Genomic DNA, 21,539 nt, shown 5'->3' on the forward strand with positions numbered 1-21,539 from the left:
GATTAGCTGATTGGGAGTATTGAAAGGTATTACTAATCAGCTTATGGAAGAAGTTGTCCGAAAAGGTCGCTGAGAACGGCTTTTTAGAGACAACTTCTTCTTTTTTGTCTTTATATGGTAGTTACTATAAAAAAACAAATATAAGAAAAGCAGTCATCATGAGATTGTATTTTTGTTATATATGTATTTTGTCGAAATAGAAGGAAATGTGTTTACTATATAGAGGGGGTATTATAAACTATATAGGTGAGAATTGTGACTGGGTTTTTTTGGCAGTTGTAAAATGATTGATTAAGAGATTTATATGTCACTTTTTTAAGAAGATTTGGAGAGGAGAATTTTTTTTATGAAGTATCGAGTAGTAGCTGCAAGTATTTTAGCAGTAAGTTTATTAACGCATCCAGTTAGTAGTTTAGCTCAAACAAACACATTTCCAGATGTACCTGATTGGGCAGAAGAGGCAGTAAGTTATTTAGTTGATAAGAATGTAATTAGCGGGATGCCAGATGGCACATTCGGATCAAATGGCACATTAACTCGTGCTCAAGCAGCAACAATTATGACAAAGGTTTTAGGCTTACAAGTTAATGAAAGTGCGAAACCATCTTTTAAAGATGCGCAAAATCATTGGGCAACTAAGTATATCGCAGCGGCTGAAAAAGCAGGGATAATTGCAGGAGAAGGAAAAGGTGTATTTAATCCGGATGGACAAGTAACTCGCGCCGCTATGGCAGCGATGCTTGTGAATACGTATAAATTAGATCAAGAAGTTAGCGGAAATTTAACTACGAAATTTGAAGACTTAAAAGGCCATTGGGGTGAAAAGTTCGCTAATATTTTAGTAGAATTAAATATTTCTGTCGGTACAGATAATGGTTGGAAACCAGATAATCCTATAAAACGTGTAGAAGCAGCACAGCTTACTGCTAAAACTGATATGTTGAAAAACAACGGTCAACAGGAAACGAAAAAAATGTACATAGATAGAAAATTCATCACATATCATCAGCCATCATTATCATCAGGTATTACATCAAATCAACATGAACCTCAAACCGTTATCGTAAAAGAAGAGCGAGATGGCTGGATTAAAATTGTAACGGATAAAGGGGACAAATGGACACCGTTAAAAGAGAAGACAGAGTATATTGATAAATCATTTACTACTTATCAAGAAGCATCACATTCATCGAAAGTAATGGGGAAATACAGTCCACAAACAGTAACTGTGATTGAAGAAAAAGGAAGCTGGATCCGCATTCGTACAAATGCTGGTTTCCAATGGCTCGATAAAAATCAATTAAATCAAGCAAACTTCTTAGAAGGCAAAGCAATTGTTATTGACCCAGGCCATGGTGGTGTAGATCCAGGCCATGAAGGCGTAAACATGGATGAAAGCAAAATTGTACTGGACACATCTTTACGAGTACAAAAATTATTTGAGCAAAAAACACCATTCACTGTATTGCTAACACATGAAACTGACGTAAGACCAGGAACGGATGCAGCAGATTCTTTAAAAGAACGTGTTGAATTTGCACAAGAAAATCATGGTGATATCTTTGTAAGTATTCATGGTAATGGTTTTGACGGAAATGCTAATGGTACAGAAACTTACTACTACAGATCAGCAACTCGAACAAACCCATATGTAGATGAAAGCCGCGTACTAGCAGAAAAAATTCAAAACCGCCTAGTAGACGCCCTTGACACACGTGACAGAGGCGTAAAAGAAGGCGACTTCTACGTTGTTCGAGAAAACACAATGCCTGCTGTACTAACAGAACTAGGATTCGTTGATAACCAGATAGAGGGTGAAAAACTATCCTCCCCAGAATGGAGACAACGCGCTGCAGAAGCGATTTACTCTGGTATTTTAGATTACTATGAGTGGAAAGGTAATGATGTTTCTTCTTACCGCTTATAATTGAAAAAGAGGTTACCCCATGGCGGGGTGACCTCTTTTTTCGTGTGTGTACGTGGCGGACGGGTAGTGGGCGCAAATCTTGGCGAGAGGTCGATATCTCATGTCGAACCGCCGATATATGCTGAGAAACGGTCGATATATTTTGAAAAGCACTGATATATTCGAAAGAATGGTTGATATCGTTTTATTTTAATTATCTCATACATGTTCATCCGCTTGATCCAGCAGATTTGCTAGTATCATGCTATTCTCTTGATCCGCATCATATTGTACAATATCGTCATACTCAAACAGTTCGAATTCTTCACCAAACTCCTGCTTCATAAACTCGATAAATTCACCAATATTTTCTCCAATTTCTTTATTACGGCGAAACTCCATCATAATCGCTCTAAACCGATGCGGAGGAATATCGCATTTAATATGATAAGATTTTCTGATACTAAAAGCATTGCCTGAATCGTATAAGCTGTATGTATACAACAGAACTTCATCCCCTTTTCTTACATGATATGTATATCGTTCCATAATTGGATAAAATTCATCCGTCCTAAATCATTCTGAGGCTACCTGTTTGCGGTAGCCTCTTTTTGTGTGGCGGAATTTGTTGAATCGCCGATATCGTTTTATTGATTAATCATGATAGATTACTTATCTTCCGTTTTTTCCTGTTGTTCAGCTAATAAATTACGTAAAACATGGGCGCGGTAACTTTCTAATTTTCTTCCTTCATGATAACGAACTCCTAATTTTTTTAGTTCAGCTACATACCATCCCTTTGTTCCGTAATACATGGAGATCACTTCCTTTTTTGCTTTTAAACAGTATATGTTTGGGAAGTTGGAAATTTCGTCTTTCATTAGTGTGGGATATGGCGATTTAAGGTAATTATTAAATGAAAGTGAGATAAAGCAGTGGGGTTCTTGTGGTATGACTGAATTTTAAATAAAAGTTGAATATTCAGTCTATTTGTATTATTATTAGCTTATTATCGGATGACAGTGATTAGCCTCTCTGCATGCCCGGATATGATTTCGTTCAATCCAATAGAGGATAATTGGCTACTTTCCACTTGAACTTCCTTAGCAGGAAGACAAGCCATAGGGATAGAGACAGTAAAATCCAATGTAACTCTTTACATTGTTTTTCTGGCTCTTTTTATTTTTTTAGGATGATTTTAAGAAAGCGTTATCAACAATGGTGATGTTTTAATCTTATGTATGCTCACTTTAAGAAAAGGATTTATGAAAATAAATACTTATAGGTTGGTGATCTTTTTGGTGAAAGAAAAAAAGGAACTACAAAAAGACTTGAAAACCAGGCATATCACAATGATTTCAATTGGTGGGGTTATCGGAGGGGGATTATTTGTAGGAAGTGGGACAATTATTCAATCAACAGGTCCAGCTGCCATTTTGTCCTATATCATTGGCGCCTTAATGGTTGTACTTGTAATGCGGATGCTTGGGGAAATGGCTGCGGTAAATCCTGATAGCGGTTCTTTCTCGACATATGCACATAAAGCAATTGGACCTTGGGCAGGATACACAATCGGTTGGTTATATTGGTTTAATTGGGTCATCATTATCGCAATTGAAGCGGTATTGTTAGGAGTGATGATTAACAATTGGTTTCCTTCCATACCAACATGGATAGCCAGTTTTTTCATGATTGTTCTTATGACAATGACAAATATTTATTCAGTGAAGTTATATGGGGAATTTGAATATTGGTTAGCCCTTATTAAAGTTGTAGCGATTCTTGCATTTTTAGTTTTAGGAATTTCGATGATTTTTGGAATTGTTCCTGGTGTAGATAGACCAGATTTTTCTATCATCTCTGAAAACGGAGGCTTTTTTCCAAAAGGGATTATGCCTGTACTACTCAGTGTTGTATTTATTTCCTTCTCTTTATCGGGGAGTGAGGTCGCTGCAATTGCGGCCGGAGAATCTGAAAATCCAGAGAAAAATGTGATACGAGCGATTAATAGTGTTGTATGGCGTCTTATGATTTTCTTTGTAGGGTCTGTATCGATTTTGGTCATTTTTATGCCGTGGAACAATGCGGAATTATTGAAACTGCCTTATGCAAGTTTATTTCAGATGGCAGGAATTCCTGCGGCTGCGGAAATTATGAATGGGGTTGTATTTCTGTCGCTCCTTTCGGTTATGAATTCCGGTATATACACGAGTTCTCGTATGTTATTTTCACTTGCGAAAAAAGGAGACGCTCCTCTTATGTTTTCCAAGTTAAACAGTAGAGGGACACCAGTTTGGGCGATCTATGCAAGTATCGTATTTGCATTCATTTGCGCCATGCTAAAGTTCATATCTCCTGATAAATTATTTGCTTTTTTAGCGAATAGCTCAGGTGGAGTTACGATGCTGATGTATATGTTTGTTGCCGTTTCTCATATCAGGTTAAGAAGACAAGCTGAACGGGAAGACCCTGGAAAGTTAAAGGTGAAAATGTGGCTGTTTCCGTATCTCACTTACGCAACGCTTGCGATGATTATTACGATATTTGTTGCACAAGCGTTTATAGCGGATATGCGTATGCAATTTTATATGACGATGTTAGCGACCGCTATCGTAATCGCAATCTATTTTCTAAGAGATAGAAATAAGCGAGTGCCAATAAAAGAAGATTTTACGATGATAAAAGATTCGAAAGTTAGTCTAGAGAAGGACTAAGCTGTTATTACAAAATAAAGGAGGATATGTTGATTAAATGTGAGTTATAGAATAAAACGATGCATAATAATGGGGGATGAATATGCGTAAAGGAACTTTTTTCATGGCAGGACACTCAAGACTACCAAAAGGGATGGCTGTACGCAGTGTCTATGAAACATTAACAATTACAATAGAGGCAGATCACAAATATCATGTCATTATTGAGGCGTCATGTACTCTTGCGACTGAACATGGAAGAGACTTTATTTCACAAATTTTAAGAGGACATAGTTTACGAGATGGCATTGAAGATATCGTTCAAGAAATTTCTTATCATTATCAAGGGAAAGCACAAAATGCGATTATTAGCGCTTTAAAAGATTTGTACCGCCAATATACAAACTATGTAAACGGCGAAAAGCCACAAGAAGAATATGAGGAAACAAATCTATAACAAACTGCCCAGCTTACCCCGCATGAACGAGCAGTAAAACTCTCATCTCAAAATTAAGCAAGAACAAAGAAGTTAGATGGGAGGTAAACTGCCTGTAAAAGCCCGATTGGTGAGGGTTAATAATCAGTGGGGATTTTCTTCATCCCTCACTGAGGGTAGTTTTAATTTATGGGAATATACTTTACACTTCCTGGCACAGATGCTCCTTCTACTCCAAATAAGGAATACAATTTCTACAATCAAAAGATTTTCGCATGGATTACTGAAATTGAGCCAATTGATGTTAGATCGTTGGGAACATGGTTATAATCCCTTACTTCAGTAAATGGTCCATAGAATCAATTGATGCAAATAAAAACGAAGTGAAAAACGGATTACGAGCAATTGCTGTTGTACCTGCAGAAGATTATAAACCGAATAAAGAACATTATGACAATATAATCTATTCATTCCGCGGAACAGTCCTCACTTTAATTTTTTTTAAAAAATGAATAGAAAGAAAAATGTGATATATTCATAATATCCAATTATTTTTAAGGGAGATGGGGAAAAGAACAATGGAAAATCAAACAGTTGAAAATAAGGAACTAACGATTTTTAACCACATTGGAAACACAATTGTAACAGAAGATAGAGAAATTCAAATTATTTCAAGATTAGAAGATCCTCTTATTGTCGTGTTAGCAAATGTATTAAGTGATGAAGAGTGTGAAACGTTAATTGAAATGTCTAAAAATAAAATGAAACGTTCTAAAATTGGTGTTTCGCGCAAAATAAATAACATTCGGACGAGTAGTGGTACGTTTTTAGAAGTAAGTGAGGCTGTTACTAGAATCGAAAAACGAATCGCTTCCATCATGAATGTTCCTGCCTCACATGGAGAAGGATTACATATTTTAAAGTATACAGTTGGCCAAGAATATAAAGCACATTATGATTTTTTTGCAGAAAACAGTGCGGCAGCAAATAACAATCGTATTAGTACCCTTGTCATGTACCTAAATCATGTAGAAGAAGGTGGAGAGACTTTCTTTCCAAAACTCAACCTTTCTGTATCTCCGAAAAAAGGAATGGCAGTATATTTCGAATATTTTTATCAGGATGCATCATTAAACAAGCTCACTTTACATGGCAGTGAACCTGTTATCAAAGGTGAAAAATGGGTTGCGACGCAATGGATAAGAAGAAGACCTTTATATTAAGATAACACTCGATTTGGATTACATTCATTTTTTATAATTTATGAAATTTGAATATAGATATAGGTTTATTTGTAAGAATCCCTCATTGGTATTATTGTTTTCTATTTATGCTCCCTCACTTTTGTTTGCAGCCGAGACAGTAAATAAGATCGGCTGGGTAAAAGAAGAGGAAAATCGTTAATGCTTTTCTTGAAAAGTTATGTTCTATATGTAATAAGCATAGAACACCCCAAATGAACATATTGACATTTAGAATATTTTGAATTATTATTTAATTATTAAATGATAAGATCCATACGAGAAATAAGCCTTCTCTATATCCGATCTTCATTTTCTGTTTGCTCATATTTGAATAACAAACTGTCTATTATTACTGTACTTTAAGAGATTAAAGAACACTCGTAATTTCAAGCCAGTTGTACGTTTTCTACAGTTTTTACATTGTAGATGCGTATGACTGGCTTTTTAATTTATCCAGACTAAGGAGGAATTAAGATGTCAATCATTACGGCACAAGAAACGAAGATGAAGTTTGCGAAGAAATATGAGGGATATGAAATTGTTCCTCATCCAGAACATAAACGTTTGTATCATATTGTGTTAGACGGGCAGTTGCTTCAACAATTTTTTGAAGAGGTAAAAGAACACTCTGAGCAATCATTACAATATATTCCGTATTCCCGCTTTATCCTTGCTGATGGAATGAAAAAGCTCTTTGGTGAATCGTTTATGGAAAATGTTCGGGGCATTATTCATGACCGAGAAACGGGCGGATTTACAATTGGTGTACAGGGAGAAACGACAGATGCAGGGAACTATGTGAAATTTGCAACGGCATTAACACATTTAATTGGTACGTCTAACTTTGATGCAATGACAGGAACGTACTATGCGAGATTTAACGTAAAAGATACAGACAGCAGTGATTCGTATCTTCGCCAGGCGTATCGATTATTCACGCTTCATACAGACGGAACATTTGTGGATGAACCTACAGATTGGCTTCTGATGATGAAAATTGAAGAAAAGAACGCAGTAGGGGGCGAGTCGCGTTTACTTCATTTAGATGATTGGGAAGAGCTTGATAGATTTCGGAAGCATCCACTCGCATCGGTCAAAATCACGTACAAAGCACCTCCAAGTAAAAATGCGCAAGAAATTGTATATCGTGAAACATTTTTTGATGTGAACAATGCACCATGTATTTGCTTCATTGATCAATTCGCTTACCCTGATAATATCGAACAGGCAACATATTTGAAGGAATTATCAAACTCTGTGGAGAACTCTCCAGCAACGCATGCATTAAAACTACCGGTTGGTGATCTCGTTCTATTAAATAATCTATTTTGGATGCACGGGCGCGCTCCTTTTGAGAAAAATAAAGATTTATATCGGGAGCTTATGCGCCAGCGCGGTTGTTTTTCTAAATAATACATGTGGCGGGTCTTTCAACAAGACCTGCTTTTCCTCATATAGGGGATACAAACATAAGGGGGAAGTAGTATGTATGATTTTCTAATTATCGGCGGAGGAATTGTCGGCTTATCAACTGGAATGGCCTTAATGAAAAAATTCCCTCATGCCAAAATCGCAGTCATCGAAAAAGAAAATGAACTTGCACATCACCAAACAGGACATAATAGCGGTGTCATTCATTCTGGCATTTACTACAAACCAGGCAGCTATAAAGCGAGATTTGCTAAAGAAGGAAACGCAGCGATGGTCGAGTTCTGCAAAGAAAATGGCATTGCCTATGACATGTGCGGAAAGGTGATTGTCGCAACAGAAAAAGAAGAGCTTCCTCTTTTGCATAATCTGTACGAAAGAGGTCTACAAAATGGGCTGAACATTTCTAAAATCGATCAAGGAGAATTAGCGGAAATCGAGCCTCACGTAAAAGGATTAGGAGCCATCCGCGTTCCTTCCTGCGGCATTGCCGATTATAAAGGAGTTAGTCATACATTTGCACGTATCATAGAGGAAAGCGGAGGAGAAGTACACCTAGGCACAAAAGCAGAACAGATTTTTGAACACAAGGATTTCGTTACAATCGAAACAAGCAAAGGCGTCTTTGAAACAAAATTTCTTATTAACTGCGCTGGGCTACATAGTGATCGCATCGCCAAAAAAGCAGGAATACTAACCGATATGAAAATTGTTCCGTTCCGAGGTGAATATTACGAACTCGTTCCAGAAAAGCGCCACCTTGTAAAACATTTAATTTACCCTGTTCCAAACCCAGATTTTCCATTCTTAGGCGTTCACTTTACACGCATGATAAATGGGGACGTACATGCTGGGCCAAACGCAGTATTAAGCTTCAAGCGCGAAGGCTACACAAAAAAAGACTTTGACATAAAAGACTTCATGGAAACTATGACATACACCGGCTTTTGGAAAATGGCAATGCCGAATATGAAAGAGGGCATGAAGGAAATGATTCGTTCTTTCAGCAAACAATCCTTTCTCAAAAGCTTGCAGCGCTTAATCCCAGAGCTCACAGAGAAAGACATCGTTCCGACTCATGCTGGTGTAAGAGCGCAGGCGATTTTATCCAATGGAAATATGGTAGATGATTTTTGCATTATTCCTGGTATAAATTCTATGCATATTTGTAATGCACCGTCTCCAGCGGCAACAGCGAGTTTGAAAATTGGAGAGGAAATTGTAAGTAAAGTGCCGGATGTGATTTTGGACCGAATTTCCTTGTCAAAAGCTACTTTTTGAGGTAGCTTTTTAATTTTTTTTTGGTAAATAACAAAATTTGTTGAATTACGGATATATATTGAGAAAAAAGCGATATCTTTGGAAAATAAATGGTATAGGAGAAGAATACTTAATATTTCTGTATGAAATAGGATGTATACGGATATTTTCGAAATATTTATGTGGTGTAATTTCTCTTGTGAAAGCGTTATATTTGTTAGCCTACAATCCATATCGTTAGACAGGGAATTAATTTTATGAAACAATAGTAACAGGTAAAGAGAGGGTGCTTTTCCTTAAGTGCTTCGTATTGAATTTATTCTATAAGAGAAAGTGTGCTTAATGATTTTAAATGAAATAAGGAGCTGTTTTTATTATATGCAACAAAAAAATGATTTAGATTTTGGACCTCAAGATGTAAATGTAGTGAACCCAAAACAAGCCAGGAAAGCTGTTGTTGCCACTGGTATTGGGAATGCAATGGAATGGTTCGACTTTGGCTTATATGCGTATTTAGCGGTTGTTTTAAGTCAATTATTCTTCTCGGGTGTTCACAATAGTGGTCTCCAACTTGTACTTACATTTGGTACATTTGCTACTGCCTTCTTAGTTAGGCCGATTGGTGGTATTTTCTTCGGTAGAATTGGTGATAAATATGGCCGAAAGATTGTGTTAAGTACAACTATTATTTTAATGGCACTTTCTACATTATTTATTGCGCTACTACCAACCTACGAACAAATTGGAATTTGGGCACCGATACTATTATTAGTTGCTCGTATGGTTCAAGGATTTTCCACAGGAGGCGAATATTCAGGAGCAATGGTGTATATCGCTGAATCTTCTCCTGATAAGAAGCGTGGTATACTCGGTAGTGGCCTTGAAATTGGGACGCTTTCTGGTTACATCGCCGCTTCAGTAATCGTTACTGTTTTGACGGTAGTGTTAACAGATGAACAAATGCTTAGCTGGGGATGGCGTATCCCGTTCTTAATTGCTGCACCAATTGGTTTGGTCGGTTTATATTTACGCCGTCATTTAGATGAATCTCCTATATTCCAAGAGATGGAAAAGGCACAAGAAGAGTCTGAAGAAGATGAACAAATTTCGTTCATTGATATTTTGAAATATCATAAAAAAGACTTTCTTTTAAGTACAGTAATTGTTGCCTTCTTTAATATTACAAACTATATGATCCTTTCTTATATTCCTTCTTATCTAACACAAGTATTAAAAATCAAAGAAACGACTGGTTTAATCATTATTTCAATTACGATGGCACTCATGATTCCACTGGCGCTTTATTTCGGGAAATTAAGCGATAAAGTTGGTAATAAACGTGTAGTACAATTCGGATTACTCGGTTTGACATTATGTTCAATTCCTGCCTTTTTACTAATCGGAAATGGACATATTGCAGCTATTTTTATAGGTATCTTTATTTTAGGTTTCTTCCTTAGTACTTATGAAGGAACATTACCTTCCTTATTACCAGCTCTCTTTTTCACAGATGTACGTTATCGTGCACTCTCGATATCATTTAATATCTCCGTATCCATATTTGGTGGAACAACACCGCTCGTATGTTCATATTTAGTTCATGCTACTGGAAATGCACTTGCACCCGCATTTTATTTAACCGGTGTCAGCTTAATTGGCTTAATTGTATTTAGCCTACTATTTGTGACAACGTCAGGTCGCGCCTTGAAAGGTTCGTACCCGACTGTAGAAACGAAAAAAGAAGCACACGAAATAGCGAAGCAAGACCCTGAAGAAGCACTTTGGTGGCACGAAGAATCTTTAGAAATTGAAGAAGTGAAAAACTCATAATGTATGAAAAGTAACATGTATTTTTGCAATTTTTAAAATTATTTGATTGAATAAGTAACGCAGCACACTTTTCTCTAATTCAAACAAGCGCAAAAATGAGTAGGATTATGCATTCAAAAAATCCCCCTTATTACAAATTGAATTGTAATAAGGGGGATTTCTCATAGTAAGAAATTGGATTTGCTTTCTTTTCCTATACGGCTTGTTTTTCTTCCTCTGAATTATCTTTTTCCCAACACTCTGTGTTCTGTAAGCCAGAAATAGAATCAGCATGGAAAACTGGTGTCTTTCCAGCTTTCTTCTGCTTCATATAGTCTGCTAAAGCGGCATATGCAAACTTACCAAGAAGGGTAATAGCAATTAAATTTGTAAATACCATAAGACCCATAAATAAATCAGCCATATTCCAAACAGTTTGAAGCGTCGCAACGGATCCGAATAAAACCATCGCAACTACTGCAACGCGATAAATCATTAACCAGGCTTTACTTTCTTTAATGAATGCAATATTTGTTTCACCATAATAGTAGTTTCCTAGTAATGAACTAAAAGCAAATAAGAAAATAATAATGGCTAAGAAGCTACTTGCCCATGAGCCAATTTGAGAACTTAATGCTATTTGTGTTAACTCAATTCCTTCTAAATTCGCTTGCTTATATGCCCCGGAGCATAATACGATAAATGCTGTTGAAGTACATACTAAAAACGTATCAACGAAAACGCCAAGCGCTTGAACAAGTCCTTGCTTTACAGGATGTGAGACATCTGATGTAGCGGCAGCGTTTGGTGAACTACCCATACCCGCTTCCGTTGCGAATAAACCACGCTGAATACCGAACTTCATTGCTGCCCCGATGCCACCAGCAATTGCTTGATCTAAACCAAATGCCCCTTTAAATATTTCTAGAAAAACATCCGGTAAGATATAAAAGTTTTTAATCACAACAAAAACAGCTACGGCGATATAAACAATAGCCATTGGCGGAACAATCGTTTCTGTAATACGTGCGATGCTTTTAATACCGCCAAAAATAATAATCGCAACTAATACAGCCATTAAAATCCCTACGATGTAACGTTCCAAACCAAAAGCATTCTCAAATGCTAATGTTACTGTATTTGCCTGTACCGAGTTGAAAATTAATCCATAAGTAACTGTAATCAGGAGTGAGAACCAAACGCCCATCCAGCGCTTATTTAACCCCTTTTCCATATAATAAGCAGGACCCCCGCGGAACCCGCGTCCGTCTTTGACCTTATAAATTTGTGCAAGTGTACATTCTACAAAACTTGTAGCCGCTCCAATAATCGCGATGAACCACATCCAAAATACTGCACCAGGTCCTCCCATTGAAATAGCTAGCGCTACACCAGCTAGGTTTCCGATTCCAATGCGAGCTGCTGCACTCAGACAAAATGCTTGGAACGGGGATATGCTATCCTTTTTCTTTGTCTTGCGGTTGAATCCATTACCGATTAACCGTATCATGTCACCAAAATGGCTAATTTGTACAAATTTTAATTTAAAAGAAAAATAAAGCCCGAGGCCGATTAACATCGCAATAAGAATATATGACCATAAAATGTTATTCGTTACCTCAAGGAATCTACTAAAAGTATCGATCATGTAATGCACTTCCTTTTCTAGTTATATATAAAAGTATATTTTAAAAATAACGTAGCCGCAAATCGAGTGTGGGAGGATGTTGATTTAGAAGGGTTTGTGATATTTTTCTGACTTTTTTTGTTTTTCTGAAATAATTTAGTGGAGCGGGGTAGCGAAATTTGTCGCGTGGTCGATATATTTGGAAAATCGCTGATATATTGAAAGGAATTCGTCCACCGATTTGGAGGATCTTTTTAGTTGATAATCAAGTAACATTCGCAGAGTTGCACGAAATTATTCAAATTATAATGGGATGGAAAATGTTGTCGTTTGAGCATCGATAACTATAAGAACTTAATAAATTATCATATCGAAACGAATGATAAAAATGCTAAATGTAATTTCTGATTAAAAGATTGAATATTCTGTATTTTGTTTATCAATTTACAAAAAAAGTATTCTTTCTACGGAATATGTATAATTGTGGTAATATTTAGATAAATGAAGATTATTGAGGAGGATGTAGTGTATGAGCACAGGTGTTTTCGCGCATGAAGTGATTATGGAACAGCTCAATGATTTGTATCAATTGATGTTATCACAGCAATTAATAAAAGCAACACAATTAAAAAAGAAATAGATGAGAAAATAGAACATATTAAGCGTGTAGAAGAAGAAAAACAAAACCGGAATTTATTATTATACTATTCTTTGCTAGATTTTAAATATCAACTACTTACTGACAGATTAAGCATTAGAAAAGACAGCTTCGATGTAATTGATCCTATTGATGAAACAACCGATAAGCTTACAGCATATTATTATCACTCTTTCAAAGCTGAGCATGCTTTAATGTTTAGTAATTATAATGAAGCTAGCAGACAATATGAAGAAGCTGAAAGTTTATTGGAATATGTTTCCGACGAGTTAGAACACGCTGAATTCAATCAAAAGTTCGCTGTATTACATCATACTTCTAAAATGCTAACATCAATTGAATATGCGAATAGGGCAAAAGAAATTTTTGCAAAACATGCTGGATATGAAGTGAAAGTTGCATCTTGTGAAAATACATTAGGAACTGCTTGTATATTTTTAAAACAATTTGAACAAGCTGAAGAACATTTAAATCGATCCATTGACATTTTACAAAAACAGAATGAGGAAAAGTTAATTTTAGTAGTTAGACATAATTTAGGATTATTATATGCAATGCAAAATTTATCTCCATTGGCGATTCGTCATTTATCTGAAGTTACAGAACAAATTCCAAATCATTTTAAAGCATTGTTCTTACAAGCGCGTGAACATTATAAGCTACAAGAAACAAATATTGCACAAGAACTTATCGAAAAAGGTTTAAAAGTTTGTGAGGAAATAGGAAATGAAGAATATGTATATCATTTCAATATTTTACGTTTATTAAATGAAAACAAACCTATTGAACTAGTAGAAGAAGAAGTGCAAAAAAGCATTTCTTATTTCAAAAAACAAGGTTTATGGGAGTTTGTTGAAGAATATGGAGAGTTGTTAGCTGTTGAGTTTCGTAAATTAAATAATCATGAAAAAGTTAGTGATTACTTCAATCTATGTTACGAAGCGAAACAAAAAATATTTGGTAAAGGAGCATTAAAATAATGAAAAAAATTGTATTAGCAACGTTAGGATTGGTAATGACTTTAGCGATTGGGTGGAATAACGAAGGTGATACACAACATGCTCTGCAAAAAGAAGAAATCATACAGTACTCGCATGCTGATCATTTTTAATTGATATAACAAAAGAGTGATTATTTGAACTGCACCCCAATTATTAGATACGACTAATAATTGGAGATGCAGTTTATTTATTAAGGGAATTTTTAGGATGAATCTTCATTTTAAAATAGACATTATAATGTTTAAGATTGCTTTGAACGAGATTTACGGATATTTTGTGTATTTTCATCAGCTAACTCAGCTTCGATATGAGAGACTTTCGAAGATTCAGCCATACGCCAATAAGTGATGAAGCTTATCGCAATACAACCAGCTACATAGAAGTAGAAAAGCGATTCGTGTCCAATACTCTTCAGCCATAATGCAATGAACTCAGCCGTTCCGCCGAACACCGCAACAGTGATTGCATAAGGGAATCCTACGCCAAGGGCACGGATTTCAGTTGGGAAGAGCTCGGCCTTTACAATCGCATTGATAGAAGTATAACCGGTAACGATAATGAGACCTACCATCATAAGCAAGAAAGCAACGATAGGGTACTTCGTCTGTTCCATAATTAAGAACAGTGGCACTGTCAGCAAAGTTCCAAGGATGCCGAAACCAATCAATAGCGGGCGTCGTCCAATCCGGTCGGATAACATACCAGCGAGTGGTTGAAGTACGACGAATACCAAGAGGGCGATAAAGTTAATCCAACTAACAACTTCCTTAGGAAGACCTACAGTATTCACCATGAACTTCTGCAAATACGTCGTGTACGTATAGAAAGCAACAGTTCCACCAAGCGTTAGCCCGACTACTGTTAGTACTGCCTTAGGATGTTTCAGTAAAGCCCGAATAGTTCCAGCGCTCTCGCGGCTTTTAGAATCCATTTTTGAGAATTGCTCCGATTCATCCATCGTGCGGCGCAGCCACAATACAGCAACTGCTCCCATTGCTCCGATGATAAAAGGAATACGCCAGCCCCAAGATTTCATATCTGGTTCGCTCAGTATTTGCTGAAGGACAATCTGGACACCTAATGCCACCAACTGTCCAGCAACAAGCGTTACATACTGAAAGCTCGAATAGAAACCACGGAGTCCGCTACTAGCCATCTCGGACAAGTATGTAGCCGAAGTTCCATATTCTCCACCTAATGACAACCCTTGAAGCAGGCGTGCGAGAACGAGAATAATAGGGGCCATTATGCCAATTGTGCTATAACCCGGGGTGCAGGCAATAATGAGGGAACCACCAGCCATGATAGTAATAGAAAGTGTCAATGCAGCGCGCCGACCATAACGATCCGCATAACGCCCCATCAACAAGCTTCCGAGCGGACGCATCAAGAAGCCAACGGCAAAGATAGCAGCTGTGTTAAGTAGTTGACTAGTCGGATCTCCCTTAGGGAAGAACTCTGCTGAGAAATACACGGCGAAAGCAGAATAGACGTACCAGTCGTACCATTCAATCAGATTTCCAACTGAACCTTTGAAGATGTTTCCGGTGATGCGTTTTGTATTTGCGCGATGGGTGGATTGAGACATGATTAAGATCCTCCTTTGAAGAAATTTCTTTTTCAGCATTTGGAAATTATAGAAATAATTTAAAAAATAGCATTATGGACTAAGTATGAAAGTGTATAAATGTAAATAAATTATATCGTTTCATTTTAAAATTCTCAATATAATGAAAATTTTCTCTATTTTACAGGTGAGTAAAGGGTGTGGGAGTTATATGGAATATTTTAGTTTTCGCGTGGAGTAAGGGGGAAGTTGTAAGTGCTTTAATTGAGAGGCGAATTGCTGTGGTGACAATGACCTTATCAGAAGTGGAAAGACAATACAAAGTAGAAAAGTGAATGTTTTGGCTTTAATTCCTCCTGAAAGGTTATTTAATCAAGCGTTATAGCGTATCATTTTTCTTTTATATATAGTTTGTTAAAATAGTAGTAATTGTAATTAATTGTAACTGCGGAGGTAAAAATGTTAGACCAACTCATAATTGAATTCGCTAAAGTAACCAATCAAGTTAATGATATCAATACTAATGAATCTTATTTGATTATAAAGACAGATGATAAAGGGCTATACGTTGAAACGGAACTTTTACGCGAGAAGTACAAAAGAGGAGAAGAATCACATCCATATTTTATGGTAACTTTTGAAACTCTCCAGCAAGATTGGCAAAAGTTCATAAATATACGTACGGTAACGAGTGAAGATTTTGAACAAGCAAGTGAATATAATACCTTTTTGATGGCTTTCTTTTCACAACTTCCTTTTGTGAATGTAACTGACTCAGAATCTATTACACTTAAAGAATTTCAAACAGATGATCTGCCATGTGAGCAATATCATAAAGTGATCACTTTTTTAGAAGAGGTAATAGATAATACATATGATCCGAAAAATTTAAGTCACCAAATTGATGGGAATTTATATAGAGTGAAATCTCGTGGACGGCAAGATTTGAGGTTATTGGGCTTTTTGGATGAAGTTCATGAGACTAATGCTACTCTATTAAATGAATATATTGGATCGAAAAATAAGGATGCTTTTATTCGAGATTTGATTTTAAAACGGGGGTATTTTCAGCTTGTTCTATTTGTACTTAAACTCTTAGTTAATCGTTCAAAAGCTGAAAAGAAAGAGGCTTTAGTTCATTTAGGAATGACAATTGTCCGAAATTCACGAGGGGATAATTTAATGGTTGAGTCCGTAGCGAAGGAACGTACTCATAATTTGTTAATGTGGTTTGAACAGGTAGGGTTAATTAACGAGAGCTGGGTTCCAGTTGAACAATATTTAAAAGACAATGGTGAAGAGGACGATACTATGAATAGTAACTTACGTGAAAAATTTTTAACTGTTATGCATGAGTATTTAGAGGCAAGAACGGAAAAATTTGCAGGTCATAAACTTGGTTCAGTCGTTCGAAATGAAATGACAACAGAGATTACTCGTTTACATTTTATCGATCATAATCAGTATGTTGTTACAGGATCAATTGGACAAGGGAATTGGGCCGCTGTTCCATGGCTTGCTATTATGAATAAAGATATTACGACATCGACGCAGCGAGGCTATTATATTGTTTATTTATTTAGCGAAGATATGAAGCAACTATATTTAACGCTAGCGCAAGGAGTAACTGAAACTTCTAAAGAGGAAATGGAAGAAATTAAACAAGAAATTCGTCAACATATACATATGTCTACAAAAGTGAAAAAAGACGATGGGATTTTCTTGGGTACAAGTCCAAAAGCAAAAGGCTATGCAAGCTCAACAGCAGCATACATTGTATATGATGTTAATCAGATGCCAAGTGAAGCAGAACTAGTAGAAGATTTAAAAGAAATGCTTAGCTATTATGAGGGATACATTGCTTTTAGAGAGAAAGGGATTGATCTTCCGATGGTTTCCGAGAAAAAAGAAATGGATTTGAACGAGAAGGAAATTGTAGAGCATGTCTCTTCTTATATGAAAAGCAAAGGTTTCTATTACGATAGACAGGATATTATTAACTTTGTCTTTTCTCTAAAGACGAAGCCCTTTGTTATTTTGTCTGGTATTTCAGGGACAGGGAAAACAAAAATTGTTCAGTGGTTTGCTGAAAGTTTAGGTGCGACTGAGGAAAATGGACAGTTCACGCTTATTCCTGTTCGCCCTGATTGGAGCGATAGTTCTGATTTACTTGGTTACGTGAATATTCAAGGTGAATTTCAGGAAAGGCCGTTAATTCAAGTTCTTAAAAAAGCAACGGAGAATCCGGACAAGCCTTATTTTGTCGTGCTTGATGAGATGAACTTAGCTCGCGTAGAGTACTATTTCAGTGATTTTCTAAGTGTTATTGAAAGCCGAAGATGGGAAGAGAGAGTATGTGTTACATCGGCTGTTCTTCCAGAATCAATTGTTGGGGAACGAATTACGATTCCATCAAATGTGTACGTCATTGGAACGATCAATATGGATGAAACGACACATCCATTAAGTAAAAAAGTATTGGATCGTGCGAATACAATTGAATTTAATCAAGTGAAACTAGATTCCTTTGAGTTTTTAATGGATGTAGAAGAAGTGCAGGCAAAGTGTATTTCCAATAGTTCCTTGACAGCCAAGTTTCTTCATTTAAAAGAATGCTTTCAGCTTAATAAAGATCTCGTGAAGAAAGTATCTCATATTTTAATTGAAATGAATGAGATTCTTGAACTGGTTGGAGCGCAAGTTGGGTACCGGATACGTGACGAAATTTGTTTTTACATGGCTTACAATGAAAAAAGTGAATTATTATCGTTTGACGAGGCGTTAGACTATCAAATGTATCAAAAGATCTTACCGCGTATTGCAGGAAGCGATGGAAGGACAGAAGAGGCATTAAAGAAATTATATACGCTATGTACAAATCAAGAGTTTGATAATGAAGATGCTATGTCTCATGCGAAGTATCCTCGTTCTGCTAAAAAGCTGTCTCATATGTTAAGGAGGTTCGAGTATGATGGCTTCACCTCTTTCTGGATCTAACGGTGATATAGAACTAGTTAAGATTGAAACAGCAGATTTTTCATTGACGATTAAAGGGAATCCTTATCATGAAAAATATGAGAGCTTAAAAAAACATCAAACAATTGCTTCAGATGAAATGATGCATTTTCATGTGTTTGGAGAAGTAGAATCAACTTTCGTATATGACGCTCGGTTGCAAAAGCTTAGCGAATTAGGCGAGCACTCTCCTATCTTTTTCGAGAATAGAAGTTATCAGCTCGTTGTCGTTCCTAAAAATGATCGAGAGTTGTCTTTTTACCATGAACATCCATCACTTCGAAAGGCAATTAGCTCTACTCAAATGGGTTCATTGAAAATATTAATGGGAAATCTCTCATTTCCAAATGAAGTAGGTTATACAACATTTGAAATTCGAGATGATAAAAAATCTCTACTAACAATTACATTAGAAATTTTTCCATCAAAGCTCGATTATAAAGATGACTATCGAGCACTATTAGAAGAGGTGAACGATGAAATTTATAATTTGGCATTTCATTTATTGAAAAGGACCTATTTGGGAGCATCAACAATCTATGCGACTAATCCATCTAAAAGTGAGTTTTATCGGATTCTCAATGACTCTTTTCATAGATTTATGAAGGCAATTTCTCATATTAAAAGGCAACCGCACCATACACTTATTACTCGGCATCAGCTTGTACGAGGAGAGAGGATTCGTAGGCTAGATTCTGTTGGAATGAATTACTTACGAAAAAGACCTCACTTGTTTCAAGAAGTAGGTGCAAACATGGTTCCAGCGAAAGGAATTACAGCTTATAAGGAAGTAACGTACGATACATTGGAAAATCGATTTGTTAAGTGGATGATTCAGAGAGTGGTACATAAAATCGATGATTTACTTAAAGCTTTAGAAAAAGATTCTGGATTTAAGGGTTTGTCAATTGATGATGATCTTATTCAGAACGTAAGGAAAATGAAATCTCGAATGAAAAATGAATTGAATGATCCATTTTGGAATAGGATTGGTACATTAGATCGCTCCGTCTTTTCTCTTGTTATTCAAATGGCATCTGGTTATAGAGATGCGTATCAAATTTTTCTAATGTTATCGAGAGGCCTAACACTAAGAGGACAAATCTTTAAAATGTCTGTTAAAGATGTTGCGAGGTTATATGAATATTGGACGTATTTAAAGCTTGGACAAATTCTATCTAAAAAATATGAAACAGTGGATCAAGATATTATTAAAGTTCGGCAAGATGGATTATATGTAACACTTGATGAAAGTAAAACAGCAAAAAGAACATTTAGGCATCCTGAAACAGATGAAGTGATTGAGCTGTATTTTCAAAAGAGAAATAAAGCATTACCAACTGTCACTCAAAAACCTGATACTATGCTTGCTATTGAGAAGAAAGGGAAAAACTATCAATATCAATATATTTTTGACGCCAAATACCGAATCGATTTTGCTAAAAGTGATTCCTATTATAAAAGACAGTATGGAACACCTGGTCCAATGGAAGAAGATATTAACACGATGCACCGATACCGAGATGCGTTAGTAGTAGACCAAGGTGGACCGTTTGAGAGAACAGCCTATGGAGCTTATGTATTATTCCCATGGAATCAAGAGGAAGAATATGAGCATCATCCTTTCTATAAAAGTATTGAAAAAGTAAATATTGGCGGTTTTCCATTTTTACCAAATGCAACAAAACTAGTGGAACAATTTCTTGATCATCTCATTGAAAAGAGCCCAGAAGAAATTATAAGAGAAGGGATCCTTCCAAGAGGAACAAAAGAAGAATGGAACTCCTCTTTAGATGAAAAGGTATTAGTCGGTAGTGTGAAAACAAAAAAAGACTATGAAACATATATGAAAGAAGGCTTCTATCAAATTTCTGTTTCACAATTAAAACCTAGGTGGCAAGAAACGAAACACATAGCCTTGTATGCACCGAAAAAGTGGCATGGAGAAAACGGTGGTATTCAACATGTGGCAAGAATTAAAGATATCCATATAAACAGAGAGAATCCATTATCTAGTGATGAAACAAATGATTGTGTTTATTTTGAACTAGAGCCATGGAAGAAGCTCGATCATCTCATTCGTCCAGTCGGATACGGGATTCAAACATATATGCTAACAAATATGTCACTATTAAAAGAAGTGCAAGAGCTTCCGGAATTATTTATGAAATCAAAAGAAGAACGTGCCCTTTGGAAAACGCTGCGCCGATTTACGAAACAGGTGAAAGTTGAGTTGGATCATTCTTATTTGGACGAGGCGTCTTTTATTAAAAGTTATTCTGTTCAGGATGTTCAAATTAGGATTGATTACGGGCAGGGGAATGTGATGGTTGGAAAAGAGGCTGTGTTTAAAGAGTTGCCGTTGGATTATGTTGTGAGTAATTCTTCGGTGTTGTTTAAGGTGGTTTTGGAACAATTAAAATAGATATATATGTGTTGAAAGTAATCAATATAGCAGGGGTAACATTACAGATTTTTTGGAGAGAGTTGTGTGGTGGATAAGAGATCTAATCTATTTTCATATGCGACTAGTGAGTTGTCTCAAGATGTTTTAATTTGATCCGATTCCTGTAAGTGTGTTTCTACTGGCCGGAAATATGTGACCTCCACCCTGTCAAGGTGGCGCTCTCCCTGCTGAGCTACGGGGGAAACGCTGATTTAAAGGCATTTTCACGGGTTTGTATAAACGGAATTCTATTAAAAAAGCAATGGTTATTGTAATTTATGTGACCATTTGTGACCACAAAAATTATGTCTTTAGCTGTCTGTATAATGGTAAGGTAATCACTAAAAAGTGAGCAGAAGGGAGCAGTCACATGGCTGTTCTCTTTTTCATTAGGAATCAAATATAGCCTATAAATTTTAACAAATCAGTAAAGAGTAATGTTAAAAAGT

17 protein-coding genes and 1 pseudogene are annotated in these 21,539 nt (G+C 36.3%); 14 read left to right on the forward strand and 4 right to left on the reverse strand.

The features are described 5' to 3' along the window. Positions 1-346: 346 nt before the first annotated feature. Positions 347-1,927 (forward strand): N-acetylmuramoyl-L-alanine amidase, encoded by a 1,581-nt coding sequence (locus J4P91_RS18365; RefSeq protein WP_207995284.1) that lies wholly within the window; start codon positions 347-349, stop codon positions 1,925-1,927. Between the two features lie 198 nt (positions 1,928-2,125). Here J4P91_RS18365 and J4P91_RS18370 read toward each other — a convergent pair whose 3' ends face one another. Together J4P91_RS18370 and J4P91_RS18375 are read right to left on the reverse strand one after the other, a co-directional pair. Beyond that, entirely contained in the window at positions 2,126-2,455 is a 330-nt protein-coding gene (locus tag J4P91_RS18370) for a hypothetical protein (protein WP_207995285.1), read from the reverse strand. Between the two features lie 119 nt (positions 2,456-2,574). After that, positions 2,575-2,721 carry a YflJ family protein gene (locus J4P91_RS18375; protein ID WP_207995286.1) on the reverse strand — a complete coding sequence of 49 codons (147 nt, stop codon included), beginning with the start codon at positions 2,719-2,721 and terminating at the stop codon, positions 2,575-2,577. Positions 2,722-3,171: 450 nt separating this feature from the next. Between J4P91_RS18375 and J4P91_RS18380 the strand changes: the two genes are divergently transcribed. The 7 genes from J4P91_RS18380 to J4P91_RS18410 all read left to right on the forward strand — a co-directional run bounded on the left by J4P91_RS18380 (position 3,172) and on the right by J4P91_RS18410 (position 10,797). After that, positions 3,172-4,620, forward strand: coding sequence for an amino acid permease (locus tag J4P91_RS18380; protein WP_243763908.1), 1,449 nt, complete (start codon positions 3,172-3,174; stop codon positions 4,618-4,620). 82 nt (positions 4,621-4,702) lie between these two features. After that, on the forward strand, positions 4,703-5,056 hold the full coding sequence (locus tag J4P91_RS18385) for a DUF3870 domain-containing protein (RefSeq protein WP_207995287.1): 354 nt from the start codon (positions 4,703-4,705) through the stop codon (positions 5,054-5,056). 168 nt (positions 5,057-5,224) lie between these two features. After that, on the forward strand, positions 5,225-5,365 hold the full coding sequence (locus J4P91_RS18390) for a hypothetical protein (protein WP_207995288.1): 141 nt from the start codon (positions 5,225-5,227) through the stop codon (positions 5,363-5,365). A gap of 233 nt (positions 5,366-5,598) precedes the next feature. Then, positions 5,599-6,258 carry a 2OG-Fe(II) oxygenase gene (locus J4P91_RS18395; protein ID WP_374192057.1) on the forward strand — a complete coding sequence of 220 codons (660 nt, stop codon included), beginning with the start codon at positions 5,599-5,601 and terminating at the stop codon, positions 6,256-6,258. 495 nt (positions 6,259-6,753) lie between these two features. Next, positions 6,754-7,692, forward strand: coding sequence for a glutarate dioxygenase GlaH (gene glaH / locus J4P91_RS18400; protein ID WP_207995290.1), 939 nt, complete (start codon positions 6,754-6,756; stop codon positions 7,690-7,692). A 72-nt stretch (positions 7,693-7,764) separates the two neighbouring features. Next, complete coding sequence (lhgO, locus tag J4P91_RS18405) at positions 7,765-8,988, forward strand: L-2-hydroxyglutarate oxidase (protein ID WP_207995291.1); 1,224 nt, start codon at positions 7,765-7,767, stop codon at positions 8,986-8,988. Positions 8,989-9,345: 357 nt separating this feature from the next. Next, complete coding sequence (locus J4P91_RS18410; RefSeq protein WP_307802545.1) at positions 9,346-10,797, forward strand: MFS transporter; 1,452 nt, start codon at positions 9,346-9,348, stop codon at positions 10,795-10,797. Positions 10,798-10,990: 193 nt separating this feature from the next. Here J4P91_RS18410 and J4P91_RS18415 read toward each other — a convergent pair whose 3' ends face one another. Further along, entirely contained in the window at positions 10,991-12,424 is a 1,434-nt protein-coding gene (locus J4P91_RS18415) for an alanine/glycine:cation symporter family protein (protein WP_207995293.1), read from the reverse strand. A gap of 158 nt (positions 12,425-12,582) precedes the next feature. Here J4P91_RS18415 and J4P91_RS18420 point away from each other — a divergent pair, with 158 nt between their 5' ends. The 3 genes and pseudogenes from J4P91_RS18420 (at position 12,583) to J4P91_RS29435 (ending at position 14,172) form a co-directional block, all read left to right on the forward strand. Further along, complete coding sequence (locus J4P91_RS18420) at positions 12,583-12,747, forward strand: IS1096 element passenger TnpR family protein (protein WP_017153077.1); 165 nt, start codon at positions 12,583-12,585, stop codon at positions 12,745-12,747. Between the two features lie 185 nt (positions 12,748-12,932). Continuing rightward, positions 12,933-14,041 (forward strand): annotated as a pseudogene (locus J4P91_RS18425) (tetratricopeptide repeat protein). Further along, on the forward strand, positions 14,041-14,172 hold the full coding sequence (locus tag J4P91_RS29435) for a hypothetical protein (protein WP_279538656.1): 132 nt from the start codon (positions 14,041-14,043) through the stop codon (positions 14,170-14,172). Before J4P91_RS18425 ends, J4P91_RS29435 begins: the two are co-directional and overlap by 1 nt. A 131-nt stretch (positions 14,173-14,303) precedes the next feature. Here the strand turns inward: J4P91_RS29435 and J4P91_RS18430 are convergent, their stop codons facing one another. After that, on the reverse strand, positions 14,304-15,650 hold the full coding sequence (locus J4P91_RS18430; RefSeq protein ID WP_207995294.1) for an MFS transporter: 1,347 nt from the start codon (positions 15,648-15,650) through the stop codon (positions 14,304-14,306). A 179-nt stretch (positions 15,651-15,829) separates the two neighbouring features. Between J4P91_RS18430 and J4P91_RS29440 the strand changes: the two genes are divergently transcribed. From J4P91_RS29440 to J4P91_RS18440, 3 genes are all read left to right on the forward strand, one after another. After that, entirely contained in the window at positions 15,830-15,964 is a 135-nt protein-coding gene (locus J4P91_RS29440) for a hypothetical protein (RefSeq protein ID WP_279538657.1), read from the forward strand. Positions 15,965-16,088: 124 nt separating this feature from the next. Further along, on the forward strand, positions 16,089-18,626 hold the full coding sequence (locus tag J4P91_RS18435) for an MrcB family domain-containing protein (protein WP_207995295.1): 2,538 nt from the start codon (positions 16,089-16,091) through the stop codon (positions 18,624-18,626). Continuing rightward, positions 18,601-21,069, forward strand: coding sequence for a restriction endonuclease-like protein (locus J4P91_RS18440; protein ID WP_207995325.1), 2,469 nt, complete (start codon positions 18,601-18,603; stop codon positions 21,067-21,069). The genes J4P91_RS18435 and J4P91_RS18440 overlap by 26 nt, the downstream gene beginning before the upstream one ends. Positions 21,070-21,539: the final 470 nt, after the last annotated feature.

The sequence above is a fragment of the Bacillus sp. XF8 genome (assembly GCF_017498755.1).
In the GTDB taxonomy this organism is placed as follows: Bacteria; Bacillota; Bacilli; order Bacillales; family Bacillaceae_G; genus Bacillus_A; species Bacillus_A bingmayongensis.

Bases quoted from the DNA above. Each gene is read 5' to 3' on its own strand.
- J4P91_RS18435 (WP_207995295.1), top strand. From the start codon at position 16,089: ATGTTAGACCAACTCATAATTGAATTCGCTAAAGTAACCAATCAAGTT.
- J4P91_RS18385 (WP_207995287.1), top strand. From the start codon at position 4,703: ATGCGTAAAGGAACTTTTTTCATGGCAGGACACTCAAGACTACCAAAA.
- J4P91_RS18370 (WP_207995285.1), bottom strand. From the start codon at position 2,455: ATGGAACGATATACATATCATGTAAGAAAAGGGGATGAAGTTCTGTTG.
- J4P91_RS29435 (WP_279538656.1), top strand. From the start codon at position 14,041: ATGAAAAAAATTGTATTAGCAACGTTAGGATTGGTAATGACTTTAGCG.
- lhgO (WP_207995291.1), top strand. From the start codon at position 7,765: ATGTATGATTTTCTAATTATCGGCGGAGGAATTGTCGGCTTATCAACT.
- glaH (WP_207995290.1), top strand. From the start codon at position 6,754: ATGTCAATCATTACGGCACAAGAAACGAAGATGAAGTTTGCGAAGAAA.
- J4P91_RS18390 (WP_207995288.1), top strand. From the start codon at position 5,225: ATGGGAATATACTTTACACTTCCTGGCACAGATGCTCCTTCTACTCCA.
- J4P91_RS18365 (WP_207995284.1), top strand. From the start codon at position 347: ATGAAGTATCGAGTAGTAGCTGCAAGTATTTTAGCAGTAAGTTTATTA.
- J4P91_RS18440 (WP_207995325.1), top strand. From the start codon at position 18,601: ATGGCTTCACCTCTTTCTGGATCTAACGGTGATATAGAACTAGTTAAG.
- J4P91_RS18395 (WP_374192057.1), top strand. From the start codon at position 5,599: ATGGGGAAAAGAACAATGGAAAATCAAACAGTTGAAAATAAGGAACTA.
- J4P91_RS18375 (WP_207995286.1), bottom strand. From the start codon at position 2,721: ATGTATTACGGAACAAAGGGATGGTATGTAGCTGAACTAAAAAAATTA.
- J4P91_RS18415 (WP_207995293.1), bottom strand. From the start codon at position 12,424: ATGATCGATACTTTTAGTAGATTCCTTGAGGTAACGAATAACATTTTA.
- J4P91_RS18430 (WP_207995294.1), bottom strand. From the start codon at position 15,650: ATGTCTCAATCCACCCATCGCGCAAATACAAAACGCATCACCGGAAAC.
- J4P91_RS18410 (WP_307802545.1), top strand. From the start codon at position 9,346: ATGCAACAAAAAAATGATTTAGATTTTGGACCTCAAGATGTAAATGTA.
- J4P91_RS18380 (WP_243763908.1), top strand. From the start codon at position 3,172: ATGAAAATAAATACTTATAGGTTGGTGATCTTTTTGGTGAAAGAAAAA.